Here is a 16,921-nt window from a genome sequence, read left to right as displayed (position 1 = left end):
CGCGCTGGACACCTCGGGTGCTGCTAACTCACTGGACGGGTGCCGATACGCTCTATTGCAATACGAACGCTACGTCGTAGTGCAAGAGAGCCGACGTAGTGAACATTCCGACTCGCAGTGGATGGAGAAATCTCGCGTGGCACCCAAGTCGAAGGTGGACACCGTTGCCAACCTCGCCAAGCGCCGGGGTCTGGTCTACCCGTGCGGTGAGATCTACGGAGGCACCAAGTCGGCGTGGGACTACGGTCCGCTCGGCGTCGAACTGAAGGACAACATCAAGCGGCAGTGGTGGCGGACCATGGTCACCAGCCGCGACGATGTCGTCGGCCTCGACTCCTCGGTGATCCTGCCGCGCCAGGTCTGGGAGGCATCGGGCCACGTGGCCACCTTCTCCGATCCGCTGGTCGAGTCGCTGCACACGCACAAGCGTTACCGCGCAGACCATCTCATCGAGGCCTACGAGGCCAAGCACGGCCGCCCGCCGGCCAACGGCCTGGCCGATATCAACGATCCCGACACCGGCCAGCCCGGCAAGTGGACCGAGCCGCGCAACTTCTCCGGCCTGCTCAAGACCTTCCTCGGCCCCGTGGATGACGAAGAGGGCATGCACTACCTGCGTCCCGAGACCGCGCAGGGCATCTTCGTCAACTTCAAGAACGTCCAGGAGACCGCGCGCAAGAAGCCGCCGTTCGGCATCGCCCAGATCGGCAAGAGCTTCCGCAACGAGATCACCCCGGGCAACTTCATCTTCCGCACCCGCGAGTTCGAGCAGATGGAGATGGAATTCTTCGTCAAGCCCGGCGAAGACGTCGAGTGGCACAAGTACTGGATCGACGCCCGCCTGTCCTGGTACACCGACCTCGGCATCGACCCGGAGAACCTGCGGCTGTTCGAGCACCCGAAGGAAAAGCTGTCGCACTACTCGGCGGGCACCACCGACATCGAGTACCGCTTCCGCTTCCAGGGCAGTGAGTGGGGCGAGCTCGAGGGCATCGCCAACCGGACCGACTACGACCTCAAGACGCACTCGGAGCACTCCAACGTCGACCTGAGCTATCGCGATCAGGCCAGCGGTGAGCGCTACACGCCGTATGTCATCGAGCCCGCGGCCGGTCTGACTCGTTCGCTGATGGCGTTCCTGGTCGACGCCTACACCGTCGATCAGGTGCCGACCGCGAAGGGCACGACCGAAGAGCGGATCAGCCTGCGTCTCGACCCGCGCCTCGCGCCGGTCAAGGCCGCGGTGCTGCCGCTCTCGCGCAACGCCGACCTGACCCCCAAGGCCAAGGACCTCGCCGCCCAGCTGCGCCGCAACTGGAACGTCGACTTCGACGACGCGGGTGCCATCGGCCGCCGCTACCGTCGTCAAGACGAGATCGGTACCCCGTTCTGCATCACGGTCGACTTCGACACCATCGACGACCAGGCCGTGACGATCCGCGAACGCGACTCGATGGCCCAGGAGCGCATTGCCCTGGACAAGGTCGAGTCCTACCTGGCAGCGCGGCTGATCGGCGCCTGATTCCTCAGGTCGCAGAGCCCGCACCGGCAAGTCGGTGCGGGCTCTTTCGCGTCCGCGGTCTGGGCGGTTGATCACACCTCGTAGCTGACGGTTTGCGTTGAGTGGGCGCTTGCCTCACGATCTTCGTTGTGCTGTGGGAACCGGAAGACGTGATGCGGGTGCTCGACCCGTCCGAACAACGATTCGTGCGGCACGCGACCTTCACCGGGCGGTCGGTCACGGTGCGCGGGGAACTGGACGCTGCTGGGCTCGGCGCGGCCTTCGCGGCGCTGCAGCGGAGGTTCCCGATTCTGGTGTGCCGGATCGTCGAGGACGCCGACGAGAACGGAATCCTGTTGCGCCCCGGGCATATCGAGGCCGTCGGTGCGTGGGTGAGTTTCGGTGAGCCCGACGAGGTCCGGATTCCGGCCGAGTCCATGGACCCCGGGGCTCAGTTGGCGTACCTGGATGTGGTTCTCGCCGAGGAGGATCGGGCACGGGTCACGTTGTTCGTGCACCACAGCGTGGCCGATGCGGGCCATTGCGTCGAACTGTTCGCGCGGTTGTGGGACTACTACACCGACTATGTGGAGCTCGCGGCCGATGCCGCTCACGCCGACACCGCAGCCGTCGTCGCGGAGTCGGAGACCGGGGCCGGTGTGGCGCGGGAGTATCCGGCGTCGCTCGAGGCGTTACTGGCACACCGGGGGATCCGGCGTGGACGGCGGTCGGGGCTCGAGCCGGTGACGCGTCCGCTCGTCGCCGCTGAACCGGTGAGCGGGGTCGAGCGGTCGGAGGCTCCGGCCTGCCTGGCTCGGCCGGAGCGGATTCAGCTGGACACGATCGCGACCGCGCGGGTGCTCGATATGGCTCGCGCGCATGCGGTGAGCGTCAACGGGTTGGTCACCGCCGCGGTGTTGCGGGCCTATGCCGATCTCTCCGGTGCCGACAGCGTCTCGTGCGTGTATCCGGTCGACCTGCGCAGGCGCCTCGACCCGCCGGTCGGCGCGGAAGCGGGCACCAACCTATCCGGCCTCGCCGCGTTCCGCGCGGATGCCGCCGACACCGAGGACCTCATCGTCCTCGCTCGCCGGATCGGCACCAGCCTGCACAACGACCTGGCCGACGGCGTGATCGAACAGTCCGTCCTGCACTTCCCGGACTTCTTCGGGCCCAACCGAATCCACTCCACCGCAGGCCATATCGCCCTCACCAACACCGGAACGGTGCCAACGTTCCGCGCCCCCGCCGGGCTGATCCTCGACGACTACGAGATCGTTTACCTCTCCGCACACCCCCGCTCGTCCACGGGGGCGTCCGCGGCGGTCACTTTCCTCGTGTACACCTATCTCGGCAGGTTGACCATCGGCCGGTTGGGCGGGGGAGCGCTCGCCACCGACTTGCTCGATGCTGTGGCCGCAGAGTTGTCCTGGTCACCCGCCGACCGGGAAGCCGCGACCGCCTGAGTTCGACCGGGGCCGTCGCCACCGACCGGGGCCGTCGCCACCGACCGAATGGCCGCAGCTGCCGCGGAATCGTCCTTGGTCGCCCGCGGGCCACCGCCTGAGTTCGATAGAGGTGTGCGGTGATCGGCGTTGCTTTCTGCCGCCTGGATCAGAATCTGCCGCCCCGGCTGACTCGCCGCGATCCCGACGATCCGCCGAATGAGCCCGGCCGATAGCCGCCGCCACCGCCGCCGAAACCACCGCCGCCGAAACCGCCGCCGCCGAAACCGCCGCGCCGCGAACCGCCGCTCATCGTGCCGCGCAGGAGCTCGTTCAGCAGGATTCCGCCCAGCACCGCACCGGTCTGGGAGCCGCCGCCCGACATCGGCTGGCGGGTTTCCCAGGCCTGCACGCTGGCCTGTGCCTGCTGCATCGCCCGGCCGCCGAGGTCCGCGGCCGTCTGCGCGCTGACGAGCGCGCGGTCGAGGTCGCTACCTGCGAGTGCGCGCGCTTCGTCGAGATGGCGTTGCGCCTCCGAGAGCCGGGTGCGCGCTTCGGCATCGACACCGCCGCGGCGGGTGGTGATGAAGGAGGACGCCGCGTCGATGCGTGCGGACGCGTCGGTGAGGGTGCGGTCGAGTCTGCGCCGCAGATCCTCCACGGCCAGTTTGCGATCCGACGCCGCCGCGATCGCCCGGTCCAACTCGGCATCCGCGGTGACCGCGTCGTGGAAGGTGCCGAGGGGATCGCTGTCGGCGTTCGGGGTATTCATGGCCTCGGTGGCGGAAGAGACCGCGGCGGCGAGGTCGGCGCCACCGAATTCGGTGAGACTCTTGGCCGAGCTCAGGTCGGCGCGCAGTTCGTCGAGGGCGGCAGGCAGACCATCCCGCGCCTGCTGGATATTGGTCGCGGCCTGGTCGACGGCATCGAGCAAGGTCGCGGCCTGCCCGATCGCGCCCTCGGCCGCGCGGATCGCCGCGACTGCGCCACCCTGCTGCCCGACCGGCTGCGCGAGCGCGGTGCGGGCGTTGTCGATGTTGTTCTCGGCGAAGGTGATTCGTTCCTGCGCCATCCGCACGTTGTCATGGATCGGCGCGATGACCGAAGGTGGGTAGGTCGAATCAAGCCGGGCGAGTTCGGCTTCGGAGCCCGGCATGCGCGCGGTCAGTTCGATGATGTCGCGGGTGAGCGCGTCCAGCCGGCCCGGCGCGTCGATGAGCAGATCGCGCATGGCGTCGAAATCGGTGACCTGCGCATCGAGTTCGCGATCGGCCTTGCCCGCGGTCGCGATCAGCTCGATGAGCATGGCGCGCTGCTGATCCGGTGTCTCCGGGACAGCGTCGTCGAGTTGCTGACGAATCGTGAACGCCTTCGCGGTGGCGGCGCGGGCGGCATCGAGTGCGGAGCGGAACGGGGTCACCGCGGTCTCACCGAATTCGCTGGTCGCCAAGGTCAGTTCCTCGCCGCTGGTTCGCACGGCATCGTCGATCTCGACCAACCGCTCGCGGGAGAGCGCGTGCAGGGTCGGCAGCGACAATTTCGCCAGGGCCGCCGAATCGGTCGGGTCGAGTTCTCGCGCGTTCGTCAGTTCGGCCCGGTCCCTGTTGCCACGGCGCTTGCGCGAGAACAACATCAGACCGCCTGCCACCACGACCACGCCCAGGCCGATGAGGGCCAGGACGCCCCATGGCACGCTCGTGCCCTGCAGCGCCGAACCGATCCCCTCAGCCGTGTCGACCGCGGCCTGCGCCCACTTCTGGTCCCGCAGATCGGGTTCCACCGAACTCGCGAGCAGCGAATCCAGTTCGGCGTCGGTCACACCATCGGGAAGGGTGCCGTCGAGCCAGTAGCCGCGATCGTCGACGGCCACCGCCAGCAGTAGATCGCGATCGCTGAAACCGGAGAGGTCGACGGTGCGGGCGGCCCAGTCCCGCGCCGCCAACGACCCGAACGTGCGCACATAGATCACCCACAGCTTGACCTGGTGATCGCGGTAGAGGGCGTCGACCGCGTCGAGCACACGCCCTTCGTCGCCCGCGCTGAGCACGTTCGCGGTATCGACCACCTGCGGACCCATCCGCTCGGGCGGTTCGGCGACAACGCTGGGCGCGCACAACAGACTCAGCACGGCGAACACCGCGCAGAGCACGGAAACCGATCGTGGGGCCGAACTCGACAGCGGCATGTGTCGAATCTAACCGCCGCGACCGACACGAGCACGACATCGCAGCGCGTGGCTTCTACGATCGGACCCATGGTCACAGTCGCTCGCCAGTACACCGGTCACGTCACCGCGGGCGATCACGCCCAGCAGCGCGACGTACCCGGCGCCCGCATCGTGAAGATGTCCGTCGGTCCGATGGACAACAACACCTACCTGATCCAGAGCACCGGCACGGGCGCTGCCGTGCTGATCGACGCCGCCAACGACGCCGAGCGCATCATCGAACTGACCGCGCTCGAGACACCCGGCCAGGTCGAACAGCTCGTCACCACCCACCGCCACCCCGATCACTGGCAGGCACTGACCGAGGTCACCAAGTCCCTCGCCGTCCCCACCGCCGCCCACACCCTCGACGCCGACCACCTCCCGGTCCACCCCGACCGCCTGCTGGAGGACGGCGACACCATCGAAATCGGCGACCTCGCCCTACAAGTCATCCACCTGCGCGGCCACACCCCCGGCTCGATCGCCCTCGCCCTCACCGACAACGCAGGCCACACCCACCTCTTCACCGGCGACTCCCTTTTCCCAGGTGGAGTGGGCAAAACCCACTCGCCCGCGGACTTCGACACCCTTCTCACCGACGTCACCACCAAACTCTTCGACCGCTACCCCGACGACACCGTCGTCTACCCGGGCCACGGCGACGACACCACCCTCGGCGCCGACCGCCCACACCTCACGCAATGGCGTGACCGAGGCTGGTGACGCTGACCGCTCGTTCACCGGAACGGAATCCGGTGGTGACCGCTGACCACACGAGGCGTCGGACCGACCTGGCAGACTGACGAAGGTGAAATCGGGATACTCGCGAACGTCAGCGCCCGCCCCGGATGTCAGGCATCCGCGTGGGCTGTTGTCGACGGTCTCGGTGTGGTTCGTCCGGTTGATCGCCGGGGCGGTGCTGATGGGGTTGGTGCTGGTCGCCGGGACGGCGTTCCGGGTCTGGCAGGTCGCGCGGATCGACGACTACACCCCCGCGAACGCGATCGTGGTGCTCGGCGCGGCGCAGTATTCGGGGACGCCGTCGTCGGTTTTCGAGGCGCGGTTGTATCAGGCGTGGCGACTCTACGAAGCCGGTGTGGCGCCCACGGTGATCACCGTCGGCGGCAAGCAGGAGGGCGATCTGTATACCGAAGCCGCTTCGGGCAAAACGTATCTGGAAGACAAGGGCGTGCCGAGCGAGCACATCCTCGCCGTGGAAACAGGATCCGACACCCTGCGCAGCATCGAGGCCGTCGCGACAGCGATGGGGGAGCGCGACATGTCATCGGCCGTACTCGTGAGCGATCCGTGGCATTCACTGCGAACCAGGACGATGGCTCGTGACGCAGGCTTGGCAGCGTGGACCGCACCCACCCGCACCGGACCGGCCGTCTACACGAGGGAGTCGCAATTCCACGGCATCGCCCGCGAAACCGGCGCGCTGCTCTGGTATCAGCTCACTCATTTCTCGGCAGACTTCCCTTACGAGGCGGGACAGTGAGATGACAGGGACCTATACCCCGCACGACCAGGAACGCATGGTCCACGAGCCGGGCAAGACCGCATGGCCCGGTGCCGCGGGCAAGGGGCATCGCAGTGAGTTCTCCCGCGATCGTGCCCGCGTGCTGCACTCCGCCGCGCTGCGTCGCCTCGCCGACAAGACCCAGGTCATGGGCCCGCGCGAGGGCGATACCCCGCGCACCCGCCTGACCCACTCTCTCGAAGTGGCCCAGATCGGGCGCAGCATCGCCGACGGTGTCGGTGCCGACCCCGACCTCGTCGACCTGGCGGGCCTGGCCCACGACATCGGCCACCCGCCCTACGGTCACAACGGCGAACGCGCGCTCGACGAATTCGCCGACGAATACGGCGGTTTCGAAGGCAACGCGCAGAACCTGCGCATCCTGACCCGCCTCGAACCCAAGATCCTCGACGCCGACGGAGAAAGCTTCGGGCTCAACCTGACTCGGGCGGCCTTGGACGCGACCCTCAAATACCCGTGGGGCAGAAGCGGTTCCGGCACCAAGTTCGGCGCCTACGACGACGATCTCGAGCGCCTGGCCTGGGTGCGCAAAGACGCGCCCGACCGCAAACAGAGCCTGGAATGCCAGATCATGGACTGGTCCGACGACGTCGCCTACTCGGTGCACGATGTGGAGGACGGCGTGATCGTCGGCCGTATCGACCTGCGCGCCCTCGCCGATCCGGCCGAGCAGGCCGCGCTCGCCGAACAGGGCCACGGCCAGCACCCCGATCAGTCGATCGAAGCGCTCGCCGCCGCCGCGCAACGGCTCTCCGAACTCGATATCGTGGCCGACGCCGCGACCTACGACGGCAGCTTCGGCGCCTCGGTGGCCCTGAAACGACTCACCAGCGAACTGGTCGGTCGCTTCGCCACCGCCGCGATCTCGGCCACTCACGAGCGCTACGGCGAAGGCCCACTCAGCCGCTACGAGGCCGACCTGATCGTGCCGCCGATCGTGGCCGCCGAGGTCGCCGTCCTCAAGACCATGGCGCTGCGCTACGTGCGCTCCGACCCCGGCCACCTCGCCCGCCAGCAGACCCAGCGCGACCGGGTGCAGGCCGTCGCCGACCGCCTGCTCACCACCGCGCCTGCCCACCTCGACGACCAGATGCTGCCCTGGTTCAACGCCGCGACCACCGAGGCCGCCCGGGTGCGGGTGGTGATCGACCAGATCGCCTCCTACACCGAGAGCCGCTTCGAACGCGTCGCCGCCTCGCTGGACTGCCGTTGACCAGACCCGACTAGACTCGCTCACCGTGGCCGGACGAATCCCAGATCGCGATATCGCGGCGATCCGTGAACGTGTCCGGATCGAAGATGTAGTCGGTGAGTACGTGGCGCTCAAGCGCGCGGGCGCCGACTCGATCAAAGGTCTGTGCCCGTTCCACGACGAGAAATCGCCGTCGTTCCATGTGCGACCCAACCACGGACTGTTCCACTGCTTCGGCTGTGGTGAGGGCGGCGACGTCTACAAGTTCCTGCAGCAGATGGAACACATCGGTTTCGTCGAGGCCGTCGAGCAGGTGGCGGACCGCATCGGCTACCAGATCAACTACGAAGGTGGCGGCACTTCGGTGCAGCGAGACCGCGGCACCCGCTCGCGTCTGGTCGCCGCTAATGCCGCCGCACATGAGTTCTACGCCGCTTTGCTGCACGAACCCGAGGCCGAAGCCGCACGCAAGTACTTGACCGACCGCAACTTCGACAAGGCGTCCTGGCAGCAGTTCGGCTGCGGTTACGCGCCGGCGGGCTGGGACGGACTCACCAAACACCTGCAGCGCTTGGGTTTCGAGTTCAAGGAGCTGGAAGCGGCCGGACTGTCCAAGCAGGGCAAGCGCGGTCCGATCGACCGGTTCCACCGCCGCCTGCTGTGGCCGATCCGAAATCTCGGCGGTGAGGTGATCGGGTTCGGCGCGCGCAAGCTGTTCGACGACGACACCATGCCCGGTAAGTACGTGAACACGCCGGAAACGTTGCTGTACAAGAAGTCTCAGGTGCTGTTCGGTCTCGACCACGCCAAACGCGACATCTCCAAGGGTCATCAGGCCGTGGTCGTCGAGGGCTACACCGATGTCATGGCCATGCACCTGGCCGGGGTGAAAACCGCGGTCGCCTCCTGTGGCACCGCTTTCGGCGAAGAGCACCTGCAGGTGTTGCGCAGGCTGCTGATGGACGACAACTTCTGGCGCGGCGAGATCATCTACACCTTCGACGGTGACGCGGCAGGCCAGGCCGCGGCGTTGAAGGCGTTCAGCGGCGATCAGCGGCTGGCCGGACAGACCTACATCGCGGTCGCGCCCGACGGGCAGGATCCGTGTGAGCTGCGTCAGCACTCTGGTGACAGCGCCGTGCGTGATCTGGTAGCGCGGCGAACTCCGCTGTACGAGTTCGTGATTCGCGGTCTGCTGGCCGAACACAATCTCGACGATGTCGAGGGCCGGGTCGAGGCGTTGCGCCGTACGGTGCCCGTGGTGGCTCAGATCAAGGACAACGCCACCCGTAAGGGCTACGCGACCAAACTGGCCGGCTGGGTCGGCTGGGACGACATCCAGCTGGTCGTGCGCCGGGTCGGTGAAGAGGCGAAGAAGAACCGGATGGGCGGCAATGCCGCGCCTGCGCTGAAAACGGGCGCCGAGGCGATTCCCGCGCCCCGCGTCGAGGAGAGCTCCTCGGTGCGGCCTGCCCCGAACGATCCGGTGCTGTTCGCCCAACGTCAAAGCCTCAGTGCCGCACTGCAATACCCCGGAATCGCCGGTGTGGCCTTCGACGCGATCGACGTCGCCGCCTTCACCCACCCCGCCTACGTGGCGTTGCGCATCATGATCGCCCAAGCGGGCGGCACGGCGGCCGGGCTCAGCGGCGCCGAATGGGTCGCCGCCGTCGCCGACCACACCGACGACCTGATGATCCGCGCCCTGGTCTCCGAACTGGCCAACGAGCAACTCCCGGTCCGCACCCAGAACGACACCCCACGCTTCATCACCGGCATCCTGGCCCGCACCCAGGAAGCCTGGGTAGGCCGCCAGATCGCCGAGCTCAAATCCAAGCTGCAGCGCCTTTCCGCCAGCGAGGAGCCCGACACCTACATGGCACTGTTCGGCGACCTGGTGGCGCTGGAGCAGTATCGCAAGAGCCTCGCGGCCCAGGCGATGGGCAACGAGGGCTACGCGGCCGGGGCCTGAAATCGCTGTCTATCAGCGCCTTTCCGTCATGTCGGAGGAGGACGTGTCCCGACTACCCCCGAGGACAGGCGGCGTAACGTGCTATGCCGCAGGAGCAGCTTGCCGGGACGTTGCCTGACGCCGGTCCGCAACGCCGACGGGGGCCCTGTCACCTACGGCGGGCCGAATGTCAGGGGAAGCGTTTCGGGGCCGCAAACCCCTATGGGCGGCCGCCAGGTGATGGGTCCGGTGATTCGGGGCGGGCCGTGGTGGGTGGTGAGAGCGGTGAGGGATTCAGTCAGTTCGGAACGGGATAGGGCGGTGCCGGGGCAGAAGTGAGCGCCGCCGCCGAACGTCAGTAGTGGTGCATTACGTGCGGTTGCGATATCGAAAGTGTCCCCGTCGGGGAAGGCCATCGGGTCGCGGTGGGCGGAGTACACGACCAGGTGAACGAGAGTATGAGCGGGGATGTGCAGGCCCTGGTAATCGAGGTCCGTGGCCGCACGCCGCCAGATTGTCGCGGTGGTGGGGCAGTAGCGCAGAATCTCGTCGACTGCCTGTTCGGCGAGTTCGGGTCGCTCTCGCAGCATGAACCATTGTTCGGGGTGCTGAGCGAAAGCGACCATGGCCAGGGAGAGCTGGTGGCTTACGGTGTTGAACCCGGCCGTGAGTAGGTCGACGACGAGCCCTCCCAGCTCGCGCTCGTCCACGTTGTCGTCCTGGGTGGCGCGCAGGAGGTGGGAGAGCAGACCGTCGCTGCCGGGCTCCGCCACCCGCCCGCGGATCAAGGTCTCGACGTAATCGGTCAGGGCGACGATGCCGGCCTCGACCAGTGGCAGCAGGTCGGGGTTGTAGTCGAGGGCAAGCAGCAGCCCGGCACCCTTGGCGGGGTGGTGAATGAGGTCGCGGTCCCCGGGCGGGATCCCCAAAAGGTGGCATATCACGGTGAGCGGCAGTGGTTCAGCGAACGCGTTCACGAAGTCACATGGCCCGACGGTGGCCAGTTGCTCGGCCAGAGTGTGCGCGGTGGCACGGATGAACGGCCGCATCTTCGCGACGTGGGCCGCCGAGAAATGCCGCGCGACCAGCCCGCCTCGCCTCCGGCGGTGGTCGGTGCCTGCGCGGCTCTGCAGCGACAGCGTGGCCTGATCGTGCAGCGGTCCGCTCACGGCCCCAGCGCGCTCCACGAGGGAACCCAGGTCCTGCACGAGCCGTGGATCGTGCAGCAGTTCGGCCGCCTCGGCAAATCGCAGCACCAGCAGCCCGACAGGAGACCGGGCGGCCCAGTGCTTCTGGCGCGCCGCTGCCACCTCCGGCCCCTCCCAGGTGAAGCCGGGGGTCGTGATATCCAGGAGCGGCAGATCCTGCACGGACAGTGACGTCTCGGTCGAGGTCGGCATCTCGTGACTGGTCATAAGTTCTCCCTGATGGCAGCTAGGGCATCGTGGATATGTTCACGGTGGACTCGGTGTGAGAGGACGCAGAGGCGAAGAGCGATTCTTCCGTCTATCCGCGCGCTGGACAGCGACACGCGTCCGGTCGCTTGGACGCGTTGAAGGAAGTCTTGGTGGTCTGCGTCGTCACCGTCGGTCAATCGAAATGCCACGATCGACAGGTCCGGAGGCCATGGCAGGTCCAAGCGCGGGTCGGAGCGCAGTTCCTGGTACATCATCCGCGCAAGATCGAGTTTCTCCTCGAGGGTCCCGCGGAATGCCGCGACACCATGCAGGTGGAGGGGAAGCCACAATGGCAACCCGCGGAAGCTGCGGGTCAGTTCGGGACCTAGTTCGGCGTAGTCGGGCAGTGCGGGGATCTCGTCGATGCCCTCCCCTGCGAGGCAAGGATTGTCGCCGATTGCGTAGGCGTTACGGAGAATGTCGTAATCGCGGACCAAAAGGATCCCGATACCCGAGGGAAGGAAGAGACTTTTGTGAGGATCCAAGGAGATGGAGTCGGCTTCGTGGATACCGGCCATGATCTTTCGACCGTGGGCGGTCAAATGAAAGAAGCCACCATAGGCGGCATCGACGTGGAACCACAGGCCTTGTTCGTGCGCCAGATCGGATATGTCGCGCAGTGGGTCGACGGTTCCGGTGTCGGTCGAGCCTGCTGTGCCGACGATCAGGAAAGGTGAAAGGCCCGCCGCTCGGTCCGCTTCGATCAGGGTGCGAGCAGCCTGGATGTCCATGCGGAGCGCCGGGGTGCTTGGCACGACGCGAACGTGTGCGGGATCCAAGCCGGCGATCATGGCGGCTTTGCGGATGGATCGGTGGGTTGCGTCGGTGAGATACACCGTACCGTGTCGAAAGTCTTGTCCCAGATGGTGACTGCGGGCCGCGACGATGGCCGACAGTGCGGCCATCGAGGTCCCGGACGTGGTGACGCCGACAGCCGTATCGGGCAGCTGAAGCAGGCCGCACAGCCAACGCATCAGTCCGTGTTCCAGCGCGACCGCTGCCGGTGCATGAGCGCTTCGTGCGGTGTAGCGGTTGGTCGCCGCAGCGAGGAACTCTGCCAACGCTGCCGAGACAATCCCACCACCAGGGACGTGGGCCATCATGCGCGGTCCGGACGACTCGACGCCCGACCTGACCGCCCGTGCGTAGATGTCCAGCAAATAAGTGAACTCCGCTGGATCCTCACCTGGTGGGGCTTGGAGGCTATCGAGGACTCCCACCGGATCCGCATCATAGATAATGGGTGCGTCCTGCAACCCGTCGATGAACTCTGTCACGTAGGCGACCGACTCAGTTGCCCACCGAGTCAATCGCGTTCCCGCTGGCTCTAATTCGAACGCACCGCCAGTAGCCGGAGACTGTTTCATCGGTACCTTCCGAGAGTGATCGACGTATTTCCTGCCATTGACTGTGCCGGTCGATCAGTGTTGCGGATCATGTTCTCGCGCAAGGGCGGTGATTGTCCGATGATCAGCGAGTGGGGTGAGTAGTGCCGTCGCGCTGGTGTGGTGCGGCATGTTCGCGTAGGTGCAGGCGGGCGGCTCTGATCCGGGGTGCGCGCAGGACGGAGTGCTGGGTGTCGGTGTGGTCGTGGTCGATGAGTTCGATGTCGTAGTCGCGGGCCAGATGTGCGGCGGTGATGGTCAGTTGCAGCAGCCCGAGGCGGGAGCCAAGGCATGCGCGGGGACCGCCGCCGAAAGGCAGATAGGCGTGGCGGTGGGTGTGCGCAGCGGCGGTGTGCAGCCAGCGTTCTGGTGCGAAGTGGTGTGGTTCGGTCCACCAGCGGGGGTCGTGGTGGATCAGGTAGGGGCTGGCCAGGACCCGTTCCCCGGCGGTGATCGTCCAGCGGTCTAGGTGGGTGGTGTGTGCCGTGATGCGACCGAGCAACCAGATCGGGGGGTGCACGCGCAGGATTTCTTTGACCGCGGCGTGGGTGTAGGGCATGTGATGCGGATCGCCGGAGGCCACAACCTGTGCCAGTTGGGCCGACTCGCTACGGATGCGATCGCGTAGCAGGTGGTTGTCGGCGATCTCGGCGATGATCCAGGCCAGCGCCGCGCCCGGGATGCCCCGGGCAGCGGTGAGTATCGTCTTCAATACCCGCGCGCCGTATTCCACCGATACCGGCTGGTCCGGCCGGGTTGTCGTGAGCACATCGATCAGGTCGCGGGGTGATCCGGTGTAGCTCTGGACGCGCCGCTCGCGCAGCAGCTCAGCGAGCAGGTCCAGGCATGCCTGTTCGGCCTCGTGGAGGCGGGTGTGATGCCGGGCTGTCTTTGCCGAAAGGCTGCCAACCCCAGCCATATCGGCCAAGGTCAGCTGGCTGAACGTCGCCGTCAGCCGCGCTGCTTGCCCGGCGTCGGAGGTGGCCACACAGTAGGCGGCGGCGACCCGCCCGCAGATGTCCTGGGCGGTGTCCAGCAACGGGAACTGCCTGCCGGTCGATTCCGATAACTGCAGCGCCACAGCCTGATCGATGCGGGGAGTGTGCGCGGCAAGCATCGTCGGCCCGAATCCTGTTCCTGCGCACCGGCGCCCGTGCATCCAAGGACGGGTATGATCTTGGGCGCTGGCGACATCCAACCCGGGTTTCATCATCAGCAGATATTCGACATTTGTCGCGGCCAGCACCGCATGAACGAGGTCAGGGTGGCAGGCCACCACACTGCGGCGGCCGATCCGGAACACCTCACCGTAACGGCGCTGGCACCGGGTCAGGAACCCATCCCGGTCGCGTTCGTAATCCCAGGTATTGCCCACGAATAGACGCCCGCGCGGACCTGGGACCCGCGCCGTGTGCACCGATGCCATCACCGACGGTGACCGCCCGGGAGACCGGAGACGCGGCCTCCCGAACGGCTGAGGTGATCAGATGTGGTGGTAGTACGGATGCACACCCTGCGCTTCGGCATCCGCACCCCCAATGATCTTCTCGATCAGAACCTTCACATAAGCGGTCATGACAACCTCCTCGAACGAAACACCGACCCATCTACGGTACCAGCGACAGCTGCGAAATCGCTTGAGTTCCAGCAGTTTTCGCAGATCGAGGGCGATATTCAGGCACCCGACTCCGGAAACCAGCTGCCGATTTCCTGGCCGCCGCAGTCGAACTCGTGCACTACGAAATTCACCGCCCGCCGACGACTGCACCCTGCTCGGCGCTCACCGCGATGACTGGCCGTGTACCCGTGGGCGCACCGCGGTGACACTGTTGTTCGGCGATGCGCGTCCAGGCTGGAAAAGATCGTCGCCCGCTGCGCAGATTCTCGGTTCGGCACCGCGCAGTATTTCCCTCGCACCACTCAAAGGCGAGAGGAAATTCCTTGTCCAGCAAGACTATTCAGTGGCTCCGGATCGCACCCTTCGTCGCGGCCATCGCCGTGTCGCTCGGAGTTGTCACGCCATCCCATGCCGCCGACAACCCCTATGAAAAGGGCCCGAATCCCACCGAGGCGAGCGTGACCGCCGAGAAGGGGTCATTCGCCATCGCGCAGGCCCCGGCGCCTTCGGGAGCCAGCAACAAATTCAACAAGGGAACCGTCTACTACCCGACGGCCACCGACCAGGGCACTTTCGGCGCCGTCGCGGTGGCCCCTGGCTTCACCAATCCCGAGTCCATCATCAGCTGGCTCGGTCCACGCCTGGCCTCGCAGGGGTTCGTCGTGATCACCCTCGAGACGAACACCACGCTGGATCTTCCTGAATCCCGCGGTGAGCAGCTGCTCGGCGCCATCGACTGGCTGACCACGCAGAGTCAGTACAAGGACCGCATCGATCCCACCCGGACCGCCGTGGTCGGGTTCTCCATGGGTGGTGGTGGCGCGCTGCGTGCCGCCGAGGACAGGCCGGCGCTGAAAGCCGCCGTCGGTCTCGCGCCCTGGGAGCCCTACTCCGCATTGCAGAAGGTGACCACACCGACGCTGCTGATCGGCGCCGCCGACGACGTCATCGCGCCGACCGGCGCACATGCCGAGCCCTTCTACGACCACCTGACCAACGCCAGGGACAAGGCGTACCTGGAGTACAACAGCGGCAACCACTTCAAGCCGGTGGAGGCCAACGCCACCAACACGAAGTCCACCCTGTCCTGGCTGAAGCGGTTCGTCGACAACGACACTCGCTACGACCAGTTCCTCTGCCCCGGACCGTCGAAGTCGGCAGAATTTCAGGAATATCGCAATACCTGCCCGCTGGGCTGAGCGACATCGGGAAGGGTCGGCTGATGCCGGCCCTTCCCGATGGCAACCACCGCCGCGAGATCCCTCGGATTCAGCAAACTAGTTGTCCAGATGGCTGCGAAATGATCCAGCTATATGGCCAGTAAGGCGACGCAATGTGGGCATCGAATTGATTAGTATCGGGTGCTACGATGCAATGATGGCACTACGCAACGCGATCCTCGCCGCCCTACTGGACGGTGAGGCTTCCGGCTACGACCTCGCGAAGGGGTTCGACGCATCGGTCGCCAATTTCTGGATGGCCACGCCCCAGCAGCTCTACCGGGAGCTGGAGCGGATGACTACCGACGGCCTCATCGATACGCGGGTCGTCCTGCAGGAACGCAGGCCGAACAAGCGATTGCACTCCATCACCGAAGCCGGATACGCCGCACTCCACGAGTTCGCCGCCAGCGACTACAAACCGCCCGCGATCCGCGACGAGCTGATGGTCAGAGTGCAGAGCATGCAGACCCAGGACGCGCCTGCCGTGCGCGCCGCGGTCGCCGAAAAGCGGGAGTGGTCGGTCGGTAAACTCGCCCGCTACGAACGGCTCCGTACCCGACTGCTCGCCGGTCGCACCGAACAGGCCTATCTCGAGGAAGCTGAACGTGTCGGCCCCTACCTGACCTTGATGCGGGGAATCTCCTTCGAGCAGGAGAACATTCGCTGGGCCGAGTTCGCACTGGCGGTCATCGACCGTCGCATCGTCGCTCAGGTTTGAGCGGCATCTGCGAGATCAACAGTTCGGATGCGCACGCAACAGCGCTGTTTGGACTGTCTGTAGCCGCTCCACGTCGCCACGGAAGCCGGCCACCGCGTCGTTGTAGAGGAACGCTTCCCACAAGCGCGCCAGTGCGTAGGCCAGCGTCGCCGAGTCGATCGGTGGGCGATAGCCGTGCGCTTGGGCCTGTTCGATCAGTTTCTCGACGGTAGCCACGGCCGCCTGGTGTACCTGCCCGTCACCGCGGGTGATCAGTCGCAAGGCCGCGGTCGACTCGTTGTCGAAATAGGCACGGAGCGAATCGTCTTCGACGAGCAGGTGGATGGTGCGGTCGAGCACCTCGCTCAGCCGCTCGCTGCCGGTGGCCCGAGTGAGCCGGTCGGCGTAGGCCACGGTGCGTTCGAGCTGGCGGACGATGGCCGCCCCGAGCAACCCGTCGCGAGACCCGAACCATCGATAGATGCTGGCACGAGCGACGCCGAGCTCGGTGGCGATGGCATTCACGTCGAGCCGCTTGCCTGCCAGGAACGTGCGGGCGGCGGCCTTCAGTACGTCCTCCGGGCTCGCTGATGCCGGTCGCCCCGGCGCCCTTGACCCCTCTGCGCGTATCACCCGGAAAGCATAGGAGCCCGCGCCGATGACGCCGGTCAACGCTCGGGCGCAGCCACCCGAAAAGGCT

General features: G+C 66.5%; 13 protein-coding genes. 8 read left to right on the top strand and 5 right to left on the bottom strand.

Features of this window, described 5'->3' with window-relative positions; translation table 11 throughout:
• The first annotated feature begins 121 nt into the window (after nt 1-121).
• Both ACFXKN_RS07885 and ACFXKN_RS07880 read left to right on the top strand, forming a co-directional pair.
• Nucleotides 122-1,522, top strand: a complete 1,401-nt coding sequence (locus ACFXKN_RS07885; RefSeq protein WP_378952678.1) for a glycine--tRNA ligase — start codon at nt 122-124, stop codon at nt 1,520-1,522.
• Nucleotides 1,523-1,650: 128 nt separating this feature from the next.
• Nucleotides 1,651-2,967, top strand: a complete 1,317-nt coding sequence (locus ACFXKN_RS07880) for an acyltransferase (protein WP_379432755.1) — start codon at nt 1,651-1,653, stop codon at nt 2,965-2,967.
• A gap of 148 nt (nt 2,968-3,115) precedes the next feature.
• On the opposite strand, the gene ACFXKN_RS07875 is transcribed toward ACFXKN_RS07880, so the two are convergent.
• Nucleotides 3,116-5,131 carry a TPM domain-containing protein gene (locus ACFXKN_RS07875; RefSeq protein WP_378952672.1) on the bottom strand — a complete coding sequence of 672 codons (2,016 nt, stop codon included), beginning with the start codon at nt 5,129-5,131 and terminating at the stop codon, nt 3,116-3,118.
• A gap of 69 nt (nt 5,132-5,200) precedes the next feature.
• On the opposite strand from ACFXKN_RS07875, the gene ACFXKN_RS07870 reads away from it, so the two are divergent.
• The 4 genes from ACFXKN_RS07870 (at nt 5,201) to dnaG (ending at nt 9,862) form a co-directional block, all read left to right on the top strand.
• Nucleotides 5,201-5,878, top strand: a complete 678-nt coding sequence (locus tag ACFXKN_RS07870) for an MBL fold metallo-hydrolase (protein WP_378952669.1) — start codon at nt 5,201-5,203, stop codon at nt 5,876-5,878.
• A gap of 199 nt (nt 5,879-6,077) precedes the next feature.
• The gene (locus tag ACFXKN_RS07865; RefSeq protein ID WP_379432821.1) at nt 6,078-6,656 is read left to right on the top strand and encodes a YdcF family protein; all 579 of its coding nucleotides are present in this window, start codon (nt 6,078-6,080) and stop codon (nt 6,654-6,656) included.
• A 1-nt stretch (nt 6,657) separates the two neighbouring features.
• Nucleotides 6,658-7,911, top strand: coding sequence for a deoxyguanosinetriphosphate triphosphohydrolase (locus ACFXKN_RS07860; protein WP_378927642.1), 1,254 nt, complete (start codon nt 6,658-6,660; stop codon nt 7,909-7,911).
• Nucleotides 7,912-7,936: 25 nt separating this feature from the next.
• Complete coding sequence (gene dnaG, locus ACFXKN_RS07855) at nt 7,937-9,862, top strand: DNA primase (protein ID WP_379432754.1); 1,926 nt, start codon at nt 7,937-7,939, stop codon at nt 9,860-9,862.
• Nucleotides 9,863-10,014: 152 nt separating this feature from the next.
• Here the strand turns inward: dnaG and ACFXKN_RS07850 are convergent, their stop codons facing one another.
• From ACFXKN_RS07850 to ACFXKN_RS07840, 3 genes are all read right to left on the bottom strand, one after another.
• Nucleotides 10,015-11,256, bottom strand: coding sequence for a cytochrome P450 (locus ACFXKN_RS07850; RefSeq protein ID WP_378952659.1), 1,242 nt, complete (start codon nt 11,254-11,256; stop codon nt 10,015-10,017).
• A complete protein-coding gene (locus ACFXKN_RS07845) occupies nt 11,253-12,575 on the bottom strand; it encodes a pyridoxal phosphate-dependent decarboxylase family protein (RefSeq protein ID WP_378952656.1) in 1,323 nt (440 codons plus the stop codon). Before ACFXKN_RS07845 ends, ACFXKN_RS07850 begins: the two co-directional genes overlap by 4 nt.
• Before the next feature lie 193 nt (nt 12,576-12,768).
• A complete protein-coding gene (locus ACFXKN_RS07840; protein ID WP_378952653.1) occupies nt 12,769-13,800 on the bottom strand; it encodes a cytochrome P450 in 1,032 nt (343 codons plus the stop codon).
• 824 nt (nt 13,801-14,624) lie between these two features.
• On the opposite strand from ACFXKN_RS07840, the gene ACFXKN_RS07835 reads away from it, so the two are divergent.
• The gene (locus ACFXKN_RS07835; RefSeq protein WP_379432753.1) at nt 14,625-15,500 is read left to right on the top strand and encodes a dienelactone hydrolase family protein; all 876 of its coding nucleotides are present in this window, start codon (nt 14,625-14,627) and stop codon (nt 15,498-15,500) included.
• A gap of 178 nt (nt 15,501-15,678) precedes the next feature.
• Nucleotides 15,679-16,242 carry a PadR family transcriptional regulator gene (locus ACFXKN_RS07830; RefSeq protein WP_378952647.1) on the top strand — a complete coding sequence of 188 codons (564 nt, stop codon included), beginning with the start codon at nt 15,679-15,681 and terminating at the stop codon, nt 16,240-16,242.
• A gap of 15 nt (nt 16,243-16,257) precedes the next feature.
• On the opposite strand, the gene ACFXKN_RS07825 is transcribed toward ACFXKN_RS07830, so the two are convergent.
• Nucleotides 16,258-16,854, bottom strand: coding sequence for a QsdR family transcriptional regulator (locus ACFXKN_RS07825; RefSeq protein WP_379432752.1), 597 nt, complete (start codon nt 16,852-16,854; stop codon nt 16,258-16,260).
• Nucleotides 16,855-16,921 lie beyond the last annotated feature (67 nt).

Origin of the sequence: Nocardia sp. NPDC059195, from assembly GCF_042754695.1 — a bacterium.
Classification (GTDB): domain Bacteria; phylum Actinomycetota; class Actinomycetes; order Mycobacteriales; family Mycobacteriaceae; genus Nocardia.
This window is presented reverse-complemented; position numbering and strand designations above follow the sequence as displayed.